We start from the raw sequence: 18,884 nt of genomic DNA, 5'->3' as shown, positions 1-18,884 counted from the left end.
CGGTCATTGCACGATGGCGGTGAGGGTGGTGCCGGCGGGAACGCGCAACTGCTCCTGGTACAGGCCCTGGGCGTCCGGCTGGCGTACGAAGGGGAAGTGGCCGCGCGCCGCGAGCTGGGCGGGCACGGTGGCGGGCAGGCGGCGTGCCGCCGCATAGCGCTGGCCGTCGATGCCCACCAGGGTGAAGCCCTGGTCCGTGCGTGCGGGCCAGCCGTAGCCGGCCGGGCCGCTGGAAGGCAACAGGGCGATGTTGGCCCCCCATCGCTGCAGCGTGACGGGCAACGAGGGGCCACCGGCCTGTGCAATGGCGTTGCCGAGCACCTGCAGCGAGTCGGGCGAGGAGGTGTTCCTCAGCATTTGCTGGTAGAAGCCCACGCCGTGCTGGCGCAGCAGATAGGCGCCCAGGCTGCCCGTGACGTTGTAGCCGAAGCAGGTGGCATTGACATCCGAGGCCCAGCTGGCCAGGTCGCAGTTGAAGCCGGGCTTGGACATCCAGCCGGTGATGCGGCCGTCACGCATGGGATTGGTGCCGGGCGTGAGTCTTTCGGCCAGGATGTCTTCGGACATCAGGGCCGACATCTCTTCCAGGAAGGTGTCGAACATGTAGTCCGAGCCCTTGAGCGCGCCGCGCTGGTAGAAGTTGATCATGTGGATGAACTCGTGCGACAGCGTGCTGATCTGCGTGGTCAGCCCGTTGGCGCCGCCCAGGTACAGCGTTTCCGTGTCCATGTAGAACGACAGCGATTCGTTGCTGTACTGGAACTGCGAGTTGCCGGCCGTGCGCTTGAAGTTGTTCACGGCCCAGAAGTAGCCCAGCAGGCCGTAGGGCTGGCTGTCGGGCGTGAAGTTCACGAACACGATGTCGATCGGCTGGTCGGCCGCGATCAGCTCGCTGTGGGCCTGGGGTCCCCAGGGCTGGCCCGCCAGCCCCGTAACCAGGGCGTGCACGGAATCCGGCCCGCTGGCGAAGCGCTGTATCACGGTGTCCAGCAGGGCGTCGCTGACCTTGGCGCTGCCGTACTCGCTGTCTTCCAGCCACAGATTGATGGTGCGGGTGCCCGTGGGCGTGGGCGCGGTGGTCTGGCGCCGCAGCGTGGCGCTGCGCGTCTCGACCGTGGGGCTTTCCGTGTTGACGAACCAGCTGCGCTGGCTGCCAACGGGCAGCACGGCCGCCGACACCGCGCGCGAGGGCTGCACGCTCTGCCCTGCAACCGGGGCGGGCAGGCTTGGCTTGAAGTCACGTACGCGCTGGGGGATCTGGTTGACCAGCTGCGCAGCGCTCAGCGACTGTTGCGCCGCAATGCCCTGCGCCGCTGCGGCTGGCGGCGTGAGCGTGATGGGCGGCAGGGCCACGGCGGCATCGCCGGTGTTGGTATAGATCAGCGTCACGGGCCGGGTGCCCAGATTGCGCAGGCCCACGGCAACGGGCTGCTCTGCGGCGGTGGCGTTGGTGTAGCTCCAGACGCCGACGCCCTGGCCGGAATAGGTGGTGGCGTCGGTCGCGCCGCACGAGGCGCCCGTGCAGGCGGGGGTCAACTGTGTCGTGATGGAGTCGCCCGGCGAGGAGCCGCCGCCCCCGCCGCCGCAGCCTGCCAGTCCCGCACCCAGTACCAGTGCAACAAGGGCCTTGCCCCCAAAGTGATCTTGAAACATGGGTTCCTCTCGATGGTCCATGTCCAGCCAGAAGAAGGAGGGCGGCCGGACGCTTGCGCCACTATCCCAGGCCTGCCTGCAGGCGGCAAGCACCGGCCGGTTTCCCGCGTGTAGGCGCAGGGCTTGCGTGCAGATCGCAAGCCGCAGGCCTCACCTGGGCTCCAGCCGCACCGGCACCTGCAACTGCTCCACGAACCGCCGCGCCGCCAGCCCCAGCGGGCGCTCCTTGGACCACACCCAATCGACGAACAGCTGGGTGCCGTTGCTGATGTTGCACAGCGGGATGCGCAGCAGCGCGCCCGTCTGCAGCAGGGGCTCGGCGACGCTGAAGGGCAGCCACCCCCAGCCCAGGCCGGCCGAGATCAGTGACAGGGCCGCCAGGTGGCTGTCCGTGCGCCACAGCTGGTGCGAGAACACGAAGCGCGGATCGGTGTGGGCCAGGTCTCGGCTGGCCAGCAGGATCTGGCGCGCGCCGGCCAGCTGGCCCACGTCCAGGCGCTGCTGCCCGTCCACGCCCAGTTGCCGGGCCAGCGGATGCCTGGCCGCCATCACGGCGACCATGGTTTCCTGGCCCATCTCCTGGAAATCCTCGCGCCCGTCGATGGCCGGGCGCTCGAAGACCAGGGCCAGATGTGCGCGGCCCGAGTGCAGTTCCTTGAGCGCATCGACCTGGGCGGCCACCAGCACTTCCACCTCCAGACCGGGGAATTCCTCGACCAGCGGCTGCAGCGGCGCGGCCCAGGCCGTGGACAGCAGCTCGGGCGCGATCACCAGGGTCAGCCGCTCCTCCAGTCCCTGGTGCAGGGCCAGCGCCTGGTGGTTGAGCTGCTGCAGCTGGGCGGCCAGCAGCCGGGCCTGGGGTTCGAGTGCGCGTGCCGCCGCCGTGGGCCGGGGCTCGCGGCCGCTGCGGTCGAACAGTTGCAGGTCCAGCTCGGCCTCCAGCTGGGCGATGGCCATGCTCACGGCCGAGGGCACGCGGCCCAGCTGGCGCGCGGCGGCGGAAAACGAGCCGTGGTCCAGCACGGCAATGAACAGCGGCACCTGGTCGGCTGGAAAGGACATGGTGGGGACCTGTCAGATTTATTGAAAGAATCTGACTTTAACGTTCAATTGTCGGCATATAGACTGCGCTCCCTATGACCTTGCAGACACACAAAAAGGGCCTCCAGGGGCCCAAGCGCAAAGTGGTCTTCGTGACCCTGTATGAATTGATCGCCATCCTCGCCTCCAGCCTGCTGTTCATGGCCATCGGCCAGAGCGCCGGGCATTCGGGCGGCATGGCGATTGCCGCCTCCACGCTGGCCATCGTCTGGAACCTGACCTTCAACCACCTGTTCGAGCAGTGGGAGTCGCGCCAGAGCGTCAAGGGCCGCTCGGTGCTGCGCCGCGTGGTGCACGCCCTGGGCTTCGAGGGCGGGCTGGCCATGGTGCTGATCCCGCTGATGGCCTGGTGGTTCGGCGTCACGCTGTGGGAGGCCACGGTGATGGAGGCCGGCCTGCTGGTCTTCTTCCTGGTCTACACCTATGTCTTCAACTGGTGCTTCGACCATGTGTTCGGCCTGCCGGCCTCGGCCTCGGCATCCGCTGCGGTGGCACCCCGCGCTCAGGGCGAGCCGGCCTGCAGCAGCTGACCGGCCACGGCGGCGGCGGCCGTGCGGGTCTCCACGCCGAGTTTCTCGAAGATGTGCTCCAGGTGCTTGTTGACCGTGCGCGGGCTCATGCCCAGGATGTCGGCGATGTCGCGGTTGGTCTTGCCCTTGCTCAGCCATGACAGCACCTCGGTCTCGCGCGGGGTGAGCGCCACCTGCTGCAGCCGGCGCGCGGCGGGCGCCTGCGGCGCCTCGTGGCTGAGCAGCACCATCGACTCCCCCAGGCCGCTGGCGCCCATGTGGCGCGCCAGCAACTGGCGGCCATCGGCCAGGGCCAGCGCCAGATCCTGGTGACCGGCTTGGTCCGGCTGGTGGGCACCGGCCAGCCAGTCCCCGGCCGCCTCCATGGGGAAGGGCTGGTCCGCAAAGGCCTCCTCCAGCCAGCGCGCTGCCTGGGGAGAGCGCCAGGCCACGCGGCCCTGGCCATCGAGCACCACCACGCCCAGCCCCGCCACGTCCACGGCTTCCTGCGCCTGGCGCGTGGCGCGGGCATTGCGCACATGGGTGGCCAGGCGCACCAGCACCTCGGGGATGCGCAGCGGCTTGACCACGTAGTCCACGCCGCCGCTGGCAAAGCCGCGGATGATCTGGTCCGTGTCCGACAGGCCGGTCATGAAGACCACGGGCACGTGGGCCCAGGCCGGCGTGTCCTTGAGCCGGCGGCACAGCGTGAAGCCGTCCATGCCGGGCATGACGGCGTCCAGCAGCACGCCATCGGGCACGGTCAGGGCAAAGCGCTGCAGCGCCTCGTCGGCATCGCGCGCGGCGAGCACGACGTAGCCTTCGGCGGCCAGGGCATCGCACAGCATGCGAAGGCTGTCCAGCGCGTCGTCCACCACGAGGATCACATGGGCGCTGTTGCCATGGCTGCTGCGGCTGTTGGCGGTGGTGGTGGCGGTCATTTCCTGCCCTCCTGGATGTTCATTCATCTGTCTCCTCCTGTTCCTGTTCGTCTTCTTCCCGGGGCTGCGGCAGCAGGCGCGCCAGCGCATCGAAGTCGAAGCGGTCGGCGCAGGCCTGCAACGCATCGAGCAGCGCGGCGTGGCCCGATGCGCCGCCCGCCTGCTGGCGCGCCTGGCGCAGGCGCTCGCGCAGGGCCGTGGCCTGGCCCGAGCGCGCCAGCCGGGCCAGGTCTTCGCGCAGGTCGGGCGGGAAGGGGGCGGCTGCCGGCGCCTGCGCTGCCTTTGCCTCTGCCTGCTCCGCGCGCGGCGCCGGCAGCAGCAACGGGCGGTTGTCATGCACCCATTCGATCCGCAGCACGCGCTCGAGCACCTGCAGCAGCTCGGACTCGATCACCGGCTTGGCGACAAAGCCCTGGCAATGCGCATCGGCCAGGCGCGGCGGGTCGTTGTCGAACAGGTTGGCCGAGACGAAGACCACAGGAAGCTGCTGCGCATCCCGGCGCGCGCGCAGCAGGGCGGCGGTCTGCCAGCCGTCCAGGTCGTCCATGCTGATGTCCAGCAGCACCAGGTCAGGCAGGCTTTGCTCCACGATCTCCAGGCACTCGCGGCCGCTGGCGGCCTCGCGGATCTCGAAGCCCAGCGGCAGCAGCAGGCCGGCCAGCAGCTGGCGCTGCAGCGGCTGGTCGTCCACCACCAGCAGGGTGCGCCGGGGCGGCAGATAGCCGATGACGGTGTGCAGCGTGGCGGCGGCGCCGGGGGGCACCCAGGACGCGTCGGGCGCCATCTCGGGCAGATACAGGCGCACGGTGAAGCAGCTGCCCTCGCCGGGCGTGCTGCTCAGGGTGAGCTGGCCGCCCATCAGCTCGGTCAGCAGGTGGGTGATGGTCAGCCCCAGGCCCGTGCCCGCCTCGCTGACGCGCCGGCCCGCGCTGCCGCGCTCGAAGGGCACGAAGATGCGCTCCATGTCCTGCGGTTCGATCCCGATGCCGGTATCGATGACCTCGATGCGCGAGACATGGGGCCGGAAATCCATGCGCAGCCGCACCTCGCCGCGCTGGGTGAAGCGCACGGCGTTGGACAGCAGGTTGATCAGGATCTGGCGCAGCCGCTTGGCGTCGGCACGCACCCAGCGCGGCATGGTGCCCAGCGTCTCGACCGAGAACTGCAGCCCCCTGGCCTGGGCCTGGGGCCGCATCATGGCCTCGATGCCGTCGATCAGCGCGGGCAGGGGCAGGGGGGCGAGGTCCAGGCGCAGGCGGCCGGCCTCGATGCTGGCCAGCTCCAGCGATTCGTCGATCAGCGCGCGCAGGTGCTGGCCGCTGTGCTGCATGGTGGACAGGGTCTCGCGCACCCAGCCATCGACCTGCGGGCTCTTGAGCAGGATCTGCGTATAGCCGAGCAGGCTGTTGAGGGGCGAGCGCAGCTCGTGCGTCATGCCCGCCACATAGCGCGTCTTGGCCTGGCTGGCCTGCTCGGCATGGTCCTTGGCGGCCTGCAGCTCGGCATCGGTGCGCTTGTGGGCGGCGATCTCCTGCAGCAGCAGCTGGTTCTGGCGCTCGGACTCGTCCTGGGCCATGCGCCGGCTGTCCGTGCTCAGCACCACCCACCAGGCGGCCACGGCGCACAGCAGGGCCAGCAGCGCGAAGACCTTGAGGAAGGGGATGCGCAGCGCGCCGCCATCGACGCTGCCTGCCTGCAGGCTTTCCTGCATGTAGACCACGCCCACCATGAAGGCCGTCACCGCGCACAGAGACAGCATCACCACCAGGTACTGGCCCGCGCGGAAGTTCACCTTGGTGGCCCACCGCGGCGGCAGCATGGCCGAGGCCAGCGCGCGCAGCTGCTCGCCCGCGCGCGAGCCGGTCTTGCAGCGGTCATGGCAGCGCGACTCCAGCGAGCAGCACAGCGAGCAGATGGGCGCGCCGTAGGCCGGGCAGCGCGCCATGTCCTCGGACTCGAACTGGTTCTGGCAGACGGCGCAGCGCACCGTCTCGCCGGGCTTCCACAGATTGCCTGCGGGCCGTGCCAGGTAGTAGCGCCCGCCCGTCAGCCAGGCCAGCAGCGGCGACAGCAGCATGGACAGCGCCAGCGCGATGAAGGGCGAGAACGCGGCCGCCGTCTCGCCCAGCAGGCCCGCATAGGCGCAGCAGGCCACGGCGGCGGCCAGCAGCATGGCGACGGGTCCCACGGGATTGAAGTCGTACAGATGGGCGCGGCGGAATTCGATGCCCGGCGGGCTCAGCCCCAGCGGCTTGTTGATGACCAGGTCGGCCACCAGCGCGCCCACCCAGGCGATGGCCACGTTGCTGTAGATGGTCAGCACCTTCTCCAGCGCGCCGAACACGCCCAGCGTCATCAGCAAGGTGGCGATGACCACGTTGAACACCATCCAGACCACGCGCCCCGGATGGCTGCGCGTGATGCGCGCGAAGAAGTTGGACCAGGCAAGCGACCCCGCATAGGCATTGGTCACGTTGATCTTGACCTGCGAGATGACCACGAAGACCACGGTCACCGCCACGGCCAGCCCCGGCAGGCCCAGGGCCTGCAGCACCTGCTGGAAGCCTGCCAGGAACATCTGCGTGGGCTCGGCCGCGCGCGTGGCGTCCACCCCCTGCAGCTGCATGGCCGCGAACGCGAGAAAGGCGCCGCCCGCCATCTTGAGCATGCCCATCACGGCCCAGCCCGGGCCGGCCACCAGCACCGCGCCCCACCAGCGCAGCCGGTTGGCCTGGGTGCGCGGCGGCAGAAAGCGCAGGAAGTCCACCTGCTCGCCGATCTGCACCACCAGCGCGAAGATCACGGCTGCCGCCGCGCCGAACATCAGCGGATCGAACTGGCTGCTGCCCGAGCGCAGGCCGGTGAGGCTGGCGAAGTCGCGGTACAGCTGGGGTTGGGCCAGCGCCATCCACACGAAGGGCAGCACCAGCAGGAACAGCCACAGCGGCTGCGTCCAGGCCTGCAGGCGCGAGATCAGCGTGATGCCGCGCATGGCCAGCGGCAGCACCACCAGGGCCGACAGCGCATAGCACCACTGCAGCGGCCAGTCCACCACCAGCTGCAGGGCCAGCGCCATGATGGCCGCCTCCAGCGCGAAGAAGATGAAGGTGAAGACGGCGTAGATCAGCGAGGTGATGGTCGAGCCCAGGTAGCCGAAGCCCGCGCCGCGCGTCAGCAGGTCCATGTCCAGCCCGTAGCGTGCGGCGCAGACGGCGATGGGCAGCCCCGTCAGGAAGATCACCAGCCCCACGGTGACGATGGCCCACATGGCGTTGGCGAAGCCGTAGTTCAGCGCAATGGCGCCGCCGATGGCCTCCAGCGCCAGGAAGGACAGCGAGCCGAAGGCCGTGTTGGCCACGCGGAACTCGCTCCAGCGCCGGAAGCTGCGCGGCGTGTAGCGCAGCGCGTAGTCTTCCATGGTCTCGTCGGCCACCCAGGCGTTGTACTCGCGCCGGAACCGGAAGATGGTCTGCGGCGCGGCTGCGGTGCCGGTGGGGCTGTCGGGCGGGGGTGCGGAGTGCATTCCCAGGTCTAGCAAGAAACGTGCGGGGCCAATGCTGGCGCGGCTTTCAAGAGGAGTGCGCGGGGTGCGTACGCAGATGGCTACGTCAATTGACGTATGGGCGGTTTCAAGGGTTCTTCCTAATCTTGGACCCAGCGCGGAAACAAGCCGTAACCGCAACGCCAGTTTTCAGCCACTTGCAGATCACCCAACCGATCCTTACAGGAGAGTCACCATGAGCCACCCCTCCGACCCCCGCACACCTGGTTCCCCCGGCACGGAAATGGGCCGCCGCCGCGTCCTGCAGGCGCTTGGCGCCGCCTCGGTGGCCGGGCTGCCGGCCTGGTCCTTCGCCCAGGCCACGGCCCAGGTCAACACCACCAAGCTGGCCGTCACCGATACCGAAGTCGTCGTGGGCCAGCTGCACTCGGCCACGGGCACCATGGCGATCTCCGAGACCGGCTCCATCCAGGCCGAGCAACTGGCCATCGACCAGATCAACGCCATGGGCGGCATCCTGGGCCGCAAGATCCGCGTGATCAAGGAAGACGGCGCCTCCGACTGGCCCACCTTCGCCGAGAAGTCCAAGAAGCTGCTCATCAACGACCGCTGCGCCGCCGTCTTCGGCTGCTGGACCAGCGCCTCGCGCAAGGCCGTGCTGCCCGTGTTCGAGAAGGAAAACGGCCTGCTGTACTATCCCACCTTCTACGAAGGCCTGGAGCAGTCCAAGAACGTGATCTACACGGGCCAGGAAGCCACGCAGCAGATCCTGTACAGCCTGGACTGGGCCAAGGCCGAGAAAAAGGCCAAGACCTTCTTCCTGATCGGCTCGGACTACATCTGGCCGCGCACCTCGATGAAGATCGCGCGCAAGCACATCGAGAACTTCCAGAAGGGCAAGGTCGTCGGCGAGGAGTACTACCCGCTGGGCAGCACCAACTTCGGCTCGCTGGTCAACAAGATCAAGCTGCAAAAGCCGGACTGCATCTTCGTGGCCGTGGTGGGCGGCTCCAACGTGGCCTTCTACAAGGCGCTCAAGGCAGCGGGCATCACGGGTGACAAGCAACTGCTGGTCACGCTGTCGGTGACCGAGGACGAGATGACCGGCGTGGGCGGCGAGAACTTCACGGGCTTCTACTCCTCGATGAAGTACTTCCAGACGCTGGACAACGAGAACAACAAGAAGTTCGTGGCCGCCTTCAAGGCCAAGTACGGCCCCAATGCCGTCATCGGCGACGTCACCCAGGCCGGCTACCTGGGCCCCTGGCTGTGGAAGGCCGCCGTGGAAAAGGCCAAGAGCTTCGACGTGGACAAGGTGGTGGCCGCATCGCCGGGGCTGGAACTCAAGACCGCGCCCGAAGGCTACGTGAAGGTGGACGCCAACCACCACCTGTGGAGCAAGTCGCGCATTGCCGTGGGGCAGCCGGACGGCACGTTCAAGGTGGTCTCGGAATCTCCGGAATTGATCAAACCCGATCCCTTCCCCAAGGGTTACCAGTAAGCCCTGATCCGTTCAGGCAGGTGATGCGCGGCGGCCTGCGGCCTGGTGGGCGGGCTGCCGCGTGAATCGTTTCCCCCTCTCCCGATTGGCTTGCGCGCAGGAGCAGCACCATGAGTTTTTCCGACATGATGAACATCGGCCTGATGCAGGGCTTCGCGGGGCTGAGCCTGTTCGCCGTGCTGCTGCTGATGGGCCTGGGCCTGGCCATCATCTTTGGCCAGATGGGCGTGATCAACATGGCGCATGGCGAGTTCATGACCATTGGCGCCTACACCATCTACCTGGGCTCCACGCTCACGGCGCAGCACGCGCCCGAGTTCATGCCCTACTACTTCCCGCTGGCCATCGTGGCCGCCTTCCTGTTCGCCTTCGTGGCCGGCTGGCTGGTGGAATGGGGGCTGATCCGCCACCTCTACAAGCGGCCGCTGGACACGCTGCTGGCCACCTGGGGCGTGAGCCTGGCGCTGCAGCAGTGCTTTCGCACCTTCATCGGCCCCAAGGAAGTCAGCCCCACCCTGCCTGACTGGCTGATGGGCTCGTGGGCGCCGGCCGAGGGGCTGGACATTCCCATCAACGGCCTGTTCGTGCTGGCGCTGACCATGGCCGTCACAGCCGGCGTGCTGATCGCGCTGCACAAGAGCCGCTGGGGCCTGCGCGTGCGCGCCACGGTCAGCAACCGCGTGATGGCCAACGCCATCGGCATCGACACCAAGAAGACCGACCGCCTGACCTTTGCCATCGGCTGCGGCATCGCGGGCGTGGCGGGCGCGGCCTTCACCACCATCGGCTCCACCGGCCCCACCTCGGGCTCGCTGTACATCGTGGACGCCTTCCTGGTGGTCACCTTCGGCGGCGCGGCCAGCCTGCTGGGCACCGTGGTCTCGGCCTTCGGCATTGCGCAGACGCAGTCCATCACCGAGTTCTTCCTCGCGGGCTCCATGGCCAAGGTGATCACGCTGTCGCTGATCGTCTTCATCCTGATGCTGCGTCCCCAGGGCCTGTTCGCCTCCAAGGTGCGGCGCTGATCCCGGCGCCGGCCCTGTCCACGAATTCCCCCGCGTTCCCCCGATTTCCCCTGAGTTCACCGGAGTCATTCCATGCAAGCCCTCAAAGCCTGGATACAGCGCTACCAGCTCGCCAGCCTGGTGCTGCTCACCGTCCTGCTGGCGGTGGTGCTGCCCCTGGCGCTGGACATCTTCCGCCTCAACCTGGTCGGCAAGTACCTGACCTATGCCTTCGTCGCCATCGGCCTGGTCATGGTCTGGGGCTATGGCGGCGTGCTCAGCCTGGGCCAGGGCGTGTTCTTCGGCCTGGGCGGCTACGCCATGGCCATGTTCCTGAAGCTGGAGGCGTCCGACCCCATCAGCACCAAGATCCAGTCCACGCCCGGCATCCCCGACTTCATGGACTGGAACCAGCTGACCGAGCTGCCCTCGTTCTGGCTGCCCTTCAAGAGCCTGCCGTTCTCGCTGGCCGCCGTCATCGCCGTGCCCACGCTGCTGGCCTGGCTCATCAGCTTCGCCATGTTCAAGCGCCGCGTGGGCGGGGTGTACTTCGCCATCATCACGCAGGCCGTGGCGCTGATCGTCACCGTGCTCATCATCGGCCAGCAGGGCTACACGGGCGGCGTCAACGGCATGACCGACCTCAAGACCCTGTGGGGCTGGGACACGCGCACGGACAGCGCCAAGTACATCCTCTACTACGTCTGCGTGGCCCTGCTGATCGGCGCCATCGTGCTGTGCCGCTGGATTCAGACGGGCAAGGTGGGCACCCTGCTGCTGGCCATGCGCGACAAGGAAGACCGCGTGCGCTTTTCCGGCTACGACGTGGCCAATTTCAAGGTCTTCGTGTTCTGCCTGGCCGCTGCGCTGTCGGGCGTGGGCGGCGCGCTGTTCACGCTGCAGGTGGGCTTCATGTCGCCCAGCTTCGTGGGCATCGTGCCCTCCATCGAGATGGTCATCTACGCCGCCGTGGGCGGGCGCATGAGCCTGGTGGGCGCCGTGTACGGCACGCTGCTGGTCAACGCGGGCAAGACCTATTTCTCGGAGAGCTTCCCGGACCTGTGGCTGTTCCTCATGGCGGGCCTGTTCATCGGCGTGACCATGGCCTTCCCGATGGGGCTGGCCGGCCTGTGGGAAAGCCGCATCGTTCCCTGGTGGAACAGCCGCCGCAAGGGCGCGGCACCGGCCGCAGCGCCTGCCGCAGCGCAGGGAGCCCAGGCAGCACCTGCCCCGGCCGCCACCAAGCCCACGTCCGCCCTGTCCGAAGGCATGGGCCGCCAGGGCGCCTGAACCACAGCGGGAGCACACCATGAGCAATACCGACTTCACGCTGGCCGTGGAAGACCTGACGGTCTCCTTCGACGGCTTCAAGGCCATCGACGCGCTGAACCTGTACATCGACAGGAACGAGCTGCGCGTCATCATCGGCCCCAACGGCGCGGGCAAGACCACGCTGCTGGACCTGATCTGCGGCAAGACCCGCGCCACGGCCGGCAGCATCAAGTTCAAGAACGAGGAACTCACGCGCATGGCCGAGCACAAGCGCGTGCGCCTGGGGATCGGGCGCAAGTTCCAGACGCCGTCCATCTACGAGAACCTGTCGGTCTTCCAGAACCTGGAGGTCTCCTACCCCGAAGGCCGCTCGGTCTTCGGCGCGCTGGCCTTCAAGTGCACGGAGGCGGTGCGCGATCGCGTGCAGGCCGTGGCCGCCGACATCGGCCTGGACGAGCGCCTGGACACCGAGGCCGGCCTGCTCAGCCATGGCCAGAAGCAGTGGCTGGAGATCGGCATGCTGCTCATGCAGGAGCCCGAGCTGCTGATGCTGGACGAGCCCATCGCCGGCATGAGCGCCCGCGAGCGCGAGCTGACGGCCGAGCTGCTGCAGCGCATCTGCAAGAACCGCTCCGTCATCGTCATCGAGCACGACATGGAGTTCGTGGCGCGCATCGCGCACAAGGTCACCGTCATGCACCAGGGAAAGATCCTCGCCGAGGGTCCCATGGACAAGGTGCAGGCCGACCCCAAGGTCATCGACGTCTACCTCGGCCACTGAGGCACGCACAAGGAATTCACATGCTGCAAGTCAAGGATCTGTACGTGGCCTATGGCCAGAGCGAGGCGCTGCACGGCATCAGCTTCGAGGGCCGCGAGAACGAAACCGTGGCCATCATGGGCCGCAACGGCATGGGCAAGACCACGCTGTTCAAAAGCCTGATGGGCGTCATGCCCGCCAAGAGCGGCCAGATCACCGTGGCCGGCCAGGACGTCACGAAGGACGAGAGCTTCCGGCGCGTGGCCAAGGGCATTGCCTACGTGCCCCAGGGCCGCATGATCTTCCCCACGCTGACCGTGGAAGAGAACATACAGACGGGCCTGGAGAACGCGAAGTCGCGCCAGGTGCCCGACGACATCTACGCCCTGTTCCCCGTGCTCTGGGACATGCGCCGGCGCAAGGGCGGCAACCTCTCGGGCGGGCAGCAGCAGCAGCTGGCCATTGCGCGCGCGCTGGTCACCGACCCCAAGGTGCTGCTGCTGGACGAGCCCACCGAGGGCATACAGCCTTCCATCATCAAGGACATCGCCAAGGCGCTCAACGAGATCCGCAAGCTGCGCCGCATCACCATCGTGGTCAGCGAGCAGGTGCTTTCCTTCGCCATGGATGTGGCCGACCGGCTGTTCGTCATCGAGGGCGGGCGCCTGGTCCATGAGACGGCCAGAGCAGATACCGACGAGCAGCGCATCAAGTCCTACCTCTCCGTCTGATCCGTTTTTTCCCACTGCCATCGCAAGGAGCACACCATGGCCGAAACCCTGATCAAGGTCGATCTCAACCAGTCCCCCTACGACAACCCGCAGGTGCACAACCGCTGGCATCCCGACATCCCCATGGCGGTCTGGGTGGAGCCGGGCGCGGAGTTCAAGCTGGAGACCTATGACTGGACCGGCGGCGCCATCAAGAACGACGACAGCGCCGAAGACGTGCGCGACGTGGACCTGTCCACCGTCCACTTCCTGTCCGGCCCCGTGGGCGTCAAGGGCGCCGAGCCCGGCGACCTGCTGGTGGTGGACCTGCTGGACATCGGCGCGCGCGACGACAGCCTCTGGGGCTTCAACGGCTTTTTCTCCAAGCAAAACGGCGGCGGCTTCCTGGACGAGCATTTCCCGCTGGCCCAGAAGTCCATCTGGGACTTCCACGGCATGTTCACCAAGAGCCGCCACATCCCCGGCGTCAACTTCGCAGGCCTCATCCACCCGGGACTGATCGGCTGCCTGCCCGACCCCAAGATGCTGGCCAGCTGGAATGAGCGCGAGACCGGCCTCATCGCCACCGACCCCGACCGCATCCCCGGCCTGGCCAACCCGCCCAACGCCACCACCGCCCACATGGGCCAGATGCAGGGCGAGGCGCGCGACAAGGCCGCCGCCGAAGGCGCGCGCACCGTGCCGCCGCGCGAGCATGGCGGCAACTGCGACATCAAGGACCTCTCGCGCGGCTCGCGCGTGTTCTTCCCCGTCTACGTGGACGGCGCGGGCCTGAGCGTGGGCGACCTGCACTTCAGCCAGGGCGATGGCGAAATCACCTTCTGCGGCGCCATCGAGATGGCCGGATGGGTGCACATGAAGGTTTCGCTGATCAAGGGCGGCATGGCCAAGTACGGCATCAAGAACCCCATCTTCAAGCCCAGCCCCATGACGCCCAACTACAAGGACTACCTGATCTTCGAAGGCATCTCGGTGGACGAAAAGGGCAAGCAGCACTACCTGGACGTGACCGTGGCCTACCGCCAGGCCTGCCTGAACGCCATCGAGTACCTGAAGAAATTCGGCTACAGCGGTGCCCAGGCCTACTCGCTGCTGGGCACGGCGCCCGTGCAGGGCCACATCAGCGGCGTGGTGGACGTGCCCAATGCCTGCGCCACGCTGTGGCTGCCCACGGAGATCTTCGACTTCGACATCAATCCCACGGCCGAGGGACCACAGAAGATCATCACGGGCGGGGTGGACCTGCCCATCGCCCAGGACAAGTAAGCCCGGCACACGACACCCGCCATCCACCATCCGCCAGAGGCCGCCCATGCCCACCTATGACTACCACTGCGCCGCATGCGGCGGCTTCGACGCGCTGCGCAGCCTCTCGCAGCGCAACGAGCCCGCGCCCTGCCCCATCTGCGAGGCGGCCTCGCCCCGCGTCTTCGTCAGCGCGCCGCGCCTGGCCTGCACCAGCCCCGAGCAGCGCCGCGCCCACGACACCAACGAGCGCGCCCGGCACGAGCCCAGGCGCTCACGCGATGTGGCCGAGGGCAGCTACGCGCGCATGCGCCACCCTTCGGGCTGCGGCTGCTGCAGCGGCGCCAGCAAGCGCGGCTCCACGGTCACGGCGCCCAACGGCGCCAAGACCTTCCCGACCAAGCGGCCCTGGATGATCAGCCACTGACCGCGGCCCCTGCGCCGCACCGATGCAAAACAGGCCCGCGACGCGGGCCTTTGTCCTGCCTGGCCGTACCGCTCAGTGCACGGCGCCGATGAAGCCCGCCAGCTCCGGCGTCTGCGGGCTGGCGAACAGCTGCTTGGCCGGGCCGCTTTCGTGGATCAGGCCCTGGTGCATGAACACCAGCTGGTCGCCCACGTCGCGGGCAAAGCGCATCTCGTGCGTGACCATGATCAGCGTCATGCCCTCGGCGGCGAGCTGCTTGACCACGGCCAGCACCTCGTTGACCAGCTCCGGGTCCAGGGCCGAGGTGATCTCGTCGCACAGCAGCACCTTGGGCTGCATGGCCAGCGCGCGCGCAATGGCCACGCGCTGCTGCTGGCCGCCGCTGAGCTGGTCGGGGTAGCTGTCGTACTTGTCGCCCAGGCCGACCTTGGCCAGCATCTGGCGCGCCAGCGCCGCCGCCTCGGGCTTTTTCACGCCCTTGACCACGGTGGGCGACAGGGCCACGTTCTCGCCCGCCGTCAGGTGGGGGAACAGGTTGAACTGCTGGAAGACCATGCCCACGTTCAGGCGCAGCGCGCGCAACTGGGCGGGCGAGGGCGCGCTGCCCTCCGAACCCTTGAGCACGGCGTCGTCCACCACGATCTGGCCGGACTGGATGGCCTCCAGCCCGTTGATGGAACGCAGCAGCGTGCTCTTGCCCGAGCCGCTGCGGCCGATGATGGCGACCACCTGGCCGCTGTCCACGCTCAGGTCCACGCCCTTGAGCACATGGTTGTTGCCGTAATGCTTGTGAACGGCGCGCACATCAACGAGCGGCATAGAGTTTCTTCTCCAGATGGGATGCGTAGAGGGACAGGGGCCAGCACAGCAGGAAGTAGCCTGCGGCGACCAGGCCGTAGATGAGGAAGGGCTGGAAGGTGGCGTTGGCCAGCATGGAGCCGAGCTTGGTCAGCTCGCTGAAGCCGATGATCGAGGCCACGGCCGTGCCCTTGATGATCTGCACCGAGAAGCCGACCGTGGGCGCTATCGACAGGCGCAGCGCCTGCGGCAGCACCACATGGCGCATCTGCTGCAGGTAGCCCATGGCCAGGCTGGACGAGGCTTCCCACTGGCCGCGGGGAATGGACTCCACGCAGCCGCGCCAGACCTCGGCCAGGTAGGCGCTGGTGTACAGCGTCAGGCCGATGGCGGCCGCCGTCCAGGGCGAGATGTCCAGGCCGGCCATGGACGAGCCGAAGAAAACGATGAACATCTGCATCAGCAGCGGCGTGTTCTGGAAGGCCTGGATATAGGCCTTGGCCAGGCGGCGCAGGTTCAGGCTGCGGCCCACGCGGGCGAACAGCATCAGCAATCCGGTGGCGCCGCCCAGCACGAAGGCCAGCAGCGACAGCGCCAGCGTGGCCAGCAGGCCCTCGGCCAGCTTGGCCAGGATGGGCAGCAGGGGAATGTCGGCAATCATGCGGCGTCTCCGGCAGTGGTCGCAGGTGCAGCAGGTGCAGCGGGCCTGGCTGCACGCGGCGTGCGGCGGCCCACCACGAAGCGCTGGCCTATCCAGGCCAGCAACTGGCGCAGTGCCAGGGCCAGCACGAAGTACGCCGCCGTCACCACCAGGTAGGTCTCGAACGCGCGGAAGTTGCGCGACTGGATGAAGTTGGCCGCAAACGTCAGGTCCTGGGCCGCGATCTGCGAGACCACCGAGGTGCCCAGCATCACGATCACTATCTGGCTGCTCAGCGAGGGCCAGACCCGCTGCAGCGCAGGGCGCAGCACCACATGGCGGAAGACCGCCCAGCGGCCCATGCCCAGCGCGCCAGCGGCTTCCAGCTGGCCGCGCGGCGTCTCCTGGATGCCGGCGCGCACGATCTCGGTGATGTAGGCGCCCAGGTTGATCACCGTGGTCAGCAGGCAGGCCTGCCATTCGTTGATCTGCACGCCCAGCGAAGGCAGGCCGAAGAACACGAACATCAGCTGCACCAGGAAGGGCGTGTTGCGTATGCCCTCCACGTACACCTTGAACAGCCAGTGCAGCGGCGCAATGCGCCAGGCGCGGCTGACGCCGCCGGCCACGCCGATGGCGCCGCCCAGCACGGCGCCCGCCGCCGTCAGCGCCAGCGTGAAGCCCGCGCCCTGTGCCAGCAGGCCGCTGTAGTCGAACACGGCGCCGAAGTCGAATTGATAGGCCATGGAAGGATTTCCGGGAACAGGGGCGCAGCGGTTACAGGGTGGCGGGCAGCGGCATCTTCATCCAGCGCTGGGACAGGCTGGTCAGGCGGCCGTCGGCCTTGAGCTTGGTGATGATGGCGTCCACCTTCTGCAGCAGCGCCGGCTCGCCCTTGGCCACGCCGATGTAGCAGGGCGTGTCCTCGACCGCGAACTTCACGTCCAGCTGGCGCAGCCTGGTGCGCTCGTTCACGGCGTTGGCCACGATGTTGCCCAGCGTCACCAGCTGCACCTGGCCCGTCAGGTAGCTTTGCGCGGTGGCGTTGTTGTCCTCGTAGCGCTTGATGGTGGCCGAGGCCGGCGCCACCTGCGTGAGGGCCAGGTCCTCGGTGGAGCCGCGCGTCACGCCCACGGTCTTGCCGGCCAGGTCGGCAGGGGCCTTGATGCTCATGTCCTTGGGGCCATAGACGCTCTTGGGGAAGGGTGCATAGGCCTGGGTGAAGTCGATCACCTTGGCGCGCTCGGCGTTCTTGCCCAGGCTGGAGATGACGATGTCGGCCTTGCCCGTGGTCAGGAAGGGGATGCGGTTGGTGCTGGTCACGGGCACCAGCTCCACCTTCACGCCCAGCTCCTGGGCCACCAGGGCCGCCATGTCGATGTCATAGCCCTGCAGCTTCAGGTCGGTGCCCAGCGAGCCGAAGGGCGGGAAGTCCTGCGGAATCGCCACGCGCAGCACGCCGGCCTTCTGGATGTTGGCCAGCATGTCGGCATGGGCGGCGCCGCCCAGGCCGGCAGCGGCCAGGGTGGCGGCCGCCAGGGCGGTGCGGATGAATGCGCGGCGGGGTGTCAGGGGGGAAGTCATGCGAAAGCTCCTTCGGAAGGTGGGGTGAGGCGAAAGGAAAGCGGGTCAGGGTCGGGCGCAGATGTATCGGGCGCCGTTGCGTCGGGCGCCGTCGCGTCGGGCGCCGCCGCGTCGTCCGGTGTGTCGAGATCGATGCCGCTGCGCCTGGCGGCCGACAGCAGGTGGGCGCGCATGGCGCCCGCCGCACCCGGCGCATCGCCTGCGCAGACGGCCTGCACGATGGCGTCGTGCTCGCGTACCGGCTGGTCGTCGGCGCCGCTCCAGGCAAAGGGCAGGCGCAGGCTGTGGCTGATGGCCAGCTCCAGCTGGCGCGCCATGGCCACCAGGCCCGGGTTGCCCGACAGCTGGGCCAGCAGCAGGTGGAACTGCAGATCGGCGTCGGCGGCGGCCAGCAGGTCGCTGCGGGCGAGGGCGTGGGCCAGCTGGGACTGGGTCCATTGCAGCTGGCGCAGGCCGCTGTCGTCGGCGCGCACGGCCGCCAGCGCGGCCCAGCCCGGCTCCAGCACCAGGCGCAGCTCGATCAGCTGGCGCGGCGACAGCGTGCCCAGCGCCGGGGTGGCATAGGCGCGGTGCATGCGTGCACGGCCGCTGTGCGGGCCGTTGATGCGCACGCCCTTGCCCGGCTGGATCTCGACCAGGCCCAGGGCCTCCAGCATGGACAGCGCCTCGCGCAGCGAAGCGCGGCTGATGCCCAGCTGCCGGGCCAGCTCGCGCTGCGGCGGCAGCTGGCTGCCGCCGGGGTAGTGGCCGCTCAGGATGTGCTGCTGCAGCGTCTGGGCCATCGAGATCGGAATGCTTTGCATGGGCTGGCGCGGGTGGAGGGTTTTGGCCTGACTGGTCAGACCACGTACCCAGCAGTTAGCGAATTGCGTGCCAGGTGCAAAAAAAGGAGCGTTGTCCTCAGGCGTTGCAAAGAATCCGGGGCGATGGGGTATCGACAATCCGCCCCGAAGGCGCCGCCGGCGGCCCGCGCTGCCGCGCTTTGGTGCAGTGCCGCATGGCTTTGTGCAGGCCTGCCCCGAATGCGGGCGTAAAACCCGCACTGCAGGCCGCCGCCAGCCGCCGTAGAATCCCGGGCTTTGGCCCGAGGAGCGTTGCAGCGCGGCACCCGCCCATCCGTACACCGGATCGCGTGCCGCGTCAGGCTTGGGCCAGGTGCAGGTTCCCGGCCGGACCGCGCCCACGGTGCCAACGACGCTCACCTGTTGCCATGCCG

General features: G+C 68.2%; 17 protein-coding genes and 1 riboswitch. Of the genes, 8 read left to right on the top strand and 9 right to left on the bottom strand.

The genetic code is table 11. From position 1 onward, the window contains the following. Window positions 1-3 precede the first annotated feature (3 nt). Window positions 4-1,653 (bottom strand): M30 family zinc metallopeptidase, encoded by a 1,650-nt coding sequence (locus DTS01S_RS07055; protein ID WP_017404946.1) that lies wholly within the window; start codon window positions 1,651-1,653, stop codon window positions 4-6. A 150-nt stretch (window positions 1,654-1,803) separates the two neighbouring features. Then, entirely contained in the window at window positions 1,804-2,715 is a 912-nt protein-coding gene (locus DTS01S_RS07050) for a LysR family transcriptional regulator (RefSeq protein ID WP_017404947.1), read from the bottom strand. Between the two features lie 74 nt (window positions 2,716-2,789). On the opposite strand from DTS01S_RS07050, the gene DTS01S_RS07045 reads away from it, so the two are divergent. Further along, a complete protein-coding gene (locus DTS01S_RS07045) occupies window positions 2,790-3,284 on the top strand; it encodes a PACE efflux transporter (protein ID WP_016452173.1) in 495 nt (164 codons plus the stop codon). On the opposite strand, the gene DTS01S_RS07040 is transcribed toward DTS01S_RS07045, so the two are convergent. Next, window positions 3,257-4,204, bottom strand: a complete 948-nt coding sequence (locus DTS01S_RS07040; RefSeq protein WP_017404948.1) for a response regulator transcription factor — start codon at window positions 4,202-4,204, stop codon at window positions 3,257-3,259. The genes DTS01S_RS07045 and DTS01S_RS07040 overlap by 28 nt on opposite strands. 19 nt (window positions 4,205-4,223) lie before the next feature. Beyond that, the gene (locus DTS01S_RS07035) at window positions 4,224-7,727 is read right to left on the bottom strand and encodes a hybrid sensor histidine kinase/response regulator (protein WP_061287486.1); all 3,504 of its coding nucleotides are present in this window, start codon (window positions 7,725-7,727) and stop codon (window positions 4,224-4,226) included. A gap of 214 nt (window positions 7,728-7,941) precedes the next feature. On the opposite strand from DTS01S_RS07035, the gene urtA reads away from it, so the two are divergent. The 7 genes from urtA (at window position 7,942) to DTS01S_RS07000 (ending at window position 14,646) form a co-directional block, all read left to right on the top strand. Then, window positions 7,942-9,207: an urea ABC transporter substrate-binding protein gene (urtA, locus tag DTS01S_RS07030; protein ID WP_016450225.1), complete on the top strand. Its 1,266-nt coding sequence runs from the start codon at window positions 7,942-7,944 to the stop codon at window positions 9,205-9,207. A 110-nt stretch (window positions 9,208-9,317) separates the two neighbouring features. Next, the gene (gene urtB, locus DTS01S_RS07025) at window positions 9,318-10,232 is read left to right on the top strand and encodes an urea ABC transporter permease subunit UrtB (protein WP_016450224.1); all 915 of its coding nucleotides are present in this window, start codon (window positions 9,318-9,320) and stop codon (window positions 10,230-10,232) included. Between the two features lie 72 nt (window positions 10,233-10,304). Next, window positions 10,305-11,501 carry an urea ABC transporter permease subunit UrtC gene (gene urtC, locus DTS01S_RS07020; RefSeq protein WP_017407726.1) on the top strand — a complete coding sequence of 399 codons (1,197 nt, stop codon included), beginning with the start codon at window positions 10,305-10,307 and terminating at the stop codon, window positions 11,499-11,501. Window positions 11,502-11,520: 19 nt separating this feature from the next. Then, window positions 11,521-12,264, top strand: a complete 744-nt coding sequence (urtD, locus tag DTS01S_RS07015) for an urea ABC transporter ATP-binding protein UrtD (RefSeq protein ID WP_016450222.1) — start codon at window positions 11,521-11,523, stop codon at window positions 12,262-12,264. A gap of 20 nt (window positions 12,265-12,284) precedes the next feature. Continuing rightward, window positions 12,285-12,974, top strand: a complete 690-nt coding sequence (gene urtE / locus DTS01S_RS07010; RefSeq protein WP_016450221.1) for an urea ABC transporter ATP-binding subunit UrtE — start codon at window positions 12,285-12,287, stop codon at window positions 12,972-12,974. Window positions 12,975-13,010: 36 nt separating this feature from the next. After that, window positions 13,011-14,240: a formamidase gene (gene fmdA, locus DTS01S_RS07005; RefSeq protein ID WP_012202164.1), complete on the top strand. Its 1,230-nt coding sequence runs from the start codon at window positions 13,011-13,013 to the stop codon at window positions 14,238-14,240. Window positions 14,241-14,286: 46 nt separating this feature from the next. After that, window positions 14,287-14,646, top strand: coding sequence for an FmdB family zinc ribbon protein (locus DTS01S_RS07000; protein ID WP_016452169.1), 360 nt, complete (start codon window positions 14,287-14,289; stop codon window positions 14,644-14,646). A 72-nt stretch (window positions 14,647-14,718) separates the two neighbouring features. Here DTS01S_RS07000 and DTS01S_RS06995 read toward each other — a convergent pair whose 3' ends face one another. Genes DTS01S_RS06995 through DTS01S_RS06975 form a run of 5 tightly spaced genes read right to left on the bottom strand, consistent with a single transcriptional unit; the run spans window position 14,719 to window position 18,471 of the window. Continuing rightward, complete coding sequence (locus DTS01S_RS06995) at window positions 14,719-15,465, bottom strand: amino acid ABC transporter ATP-binding protein (RefSeq protein ID WP_016448706.1); 747 nt, start codon at window positions 15,463-15,465, stop codon at window positions 14,719-14,721. After that, on the bottom strand, window positions 15,452-16,105 hold the full coding sequence (locus DTS01S_RS06990) for an amino acid ABC transporter permease (protein WP_061287485.1): 654 nt from the start codon (window positions 16,103-16,105) through the stop codon (window positions 15,452-15,454). Before DTS01S_RS06990 ends, DTS01S_RS06995 begins: the two co-directional genes overlap by 14 nt. After that, window positions 16,102-16,830, bottom strand: a complete 729-nt coding sequence (locus DTS01S_RS06985; RefSeq protein ID WP_016448704.1) for an amino acid ABC transporter permease — start codon at window positions 16,828-16,830, stop codon at window positions 16,102-16,104. The genes DTS01S_RS06990 and DTS01S_RS06985 overlap by 4 nt, the downstream gene beginning before the upstream one ends. A gap of 31 nt (window positions 16,831-16,861) precedes the next feature. Further along, the gene (locus tag DTS01S_RS06980) at window positions 16,862-17,668 is read right to left on the bottom strand and encodes a transporter substrate-binding domain-containing protein (RefSeq protein ID WP_016452167.1); all 807 of its coding nucleotides are present in this window, start codon (window positions 17,666-17,668) and stop codon (window positions 16,862-16,864) included. Beyond that, window positions 17,665-18,471 (bottom strand): FadR/GntR family transcriptional regulator, encoded by an 807-nt coding sequence (locus tag DTS01S_RS06975; protein ID WP_026062625.1) that lies wholly within the window; start codon window positions 18,469-18,471, stop codon window positions 17,665-17,667. The genes DTS01S_RS06980 and DTS01S_RS06975 overlap by 4 nt, the downstream gene beginning before the upstream one ends. Before the next feature lie 277 nt (window positions 18,472-18,748). Then, window positions 18,749-18,875, top strand: a riboswitch (S-adenosyl-L-homocysteine riboswitch). The last annotated feature ends 9 nt before the right edge of the window (window positions 18,876-18,884 follow it).

The organism is Delftia tsuruhatensis NBRC 16741, assembly GCF_001571325.1.
GTDB lineage: Bacteria > Pseudomonadota > Gammaproteobacteria > Burkholderiales > Burkholderiaceae_C > Comamonas > Comamonas tsuruhatensis.
The sequence above is the reverse complement of the archived record's forward strand: the minus strand, read 5'-3'. Positions and strand labels throughout refer to the sequence as shown.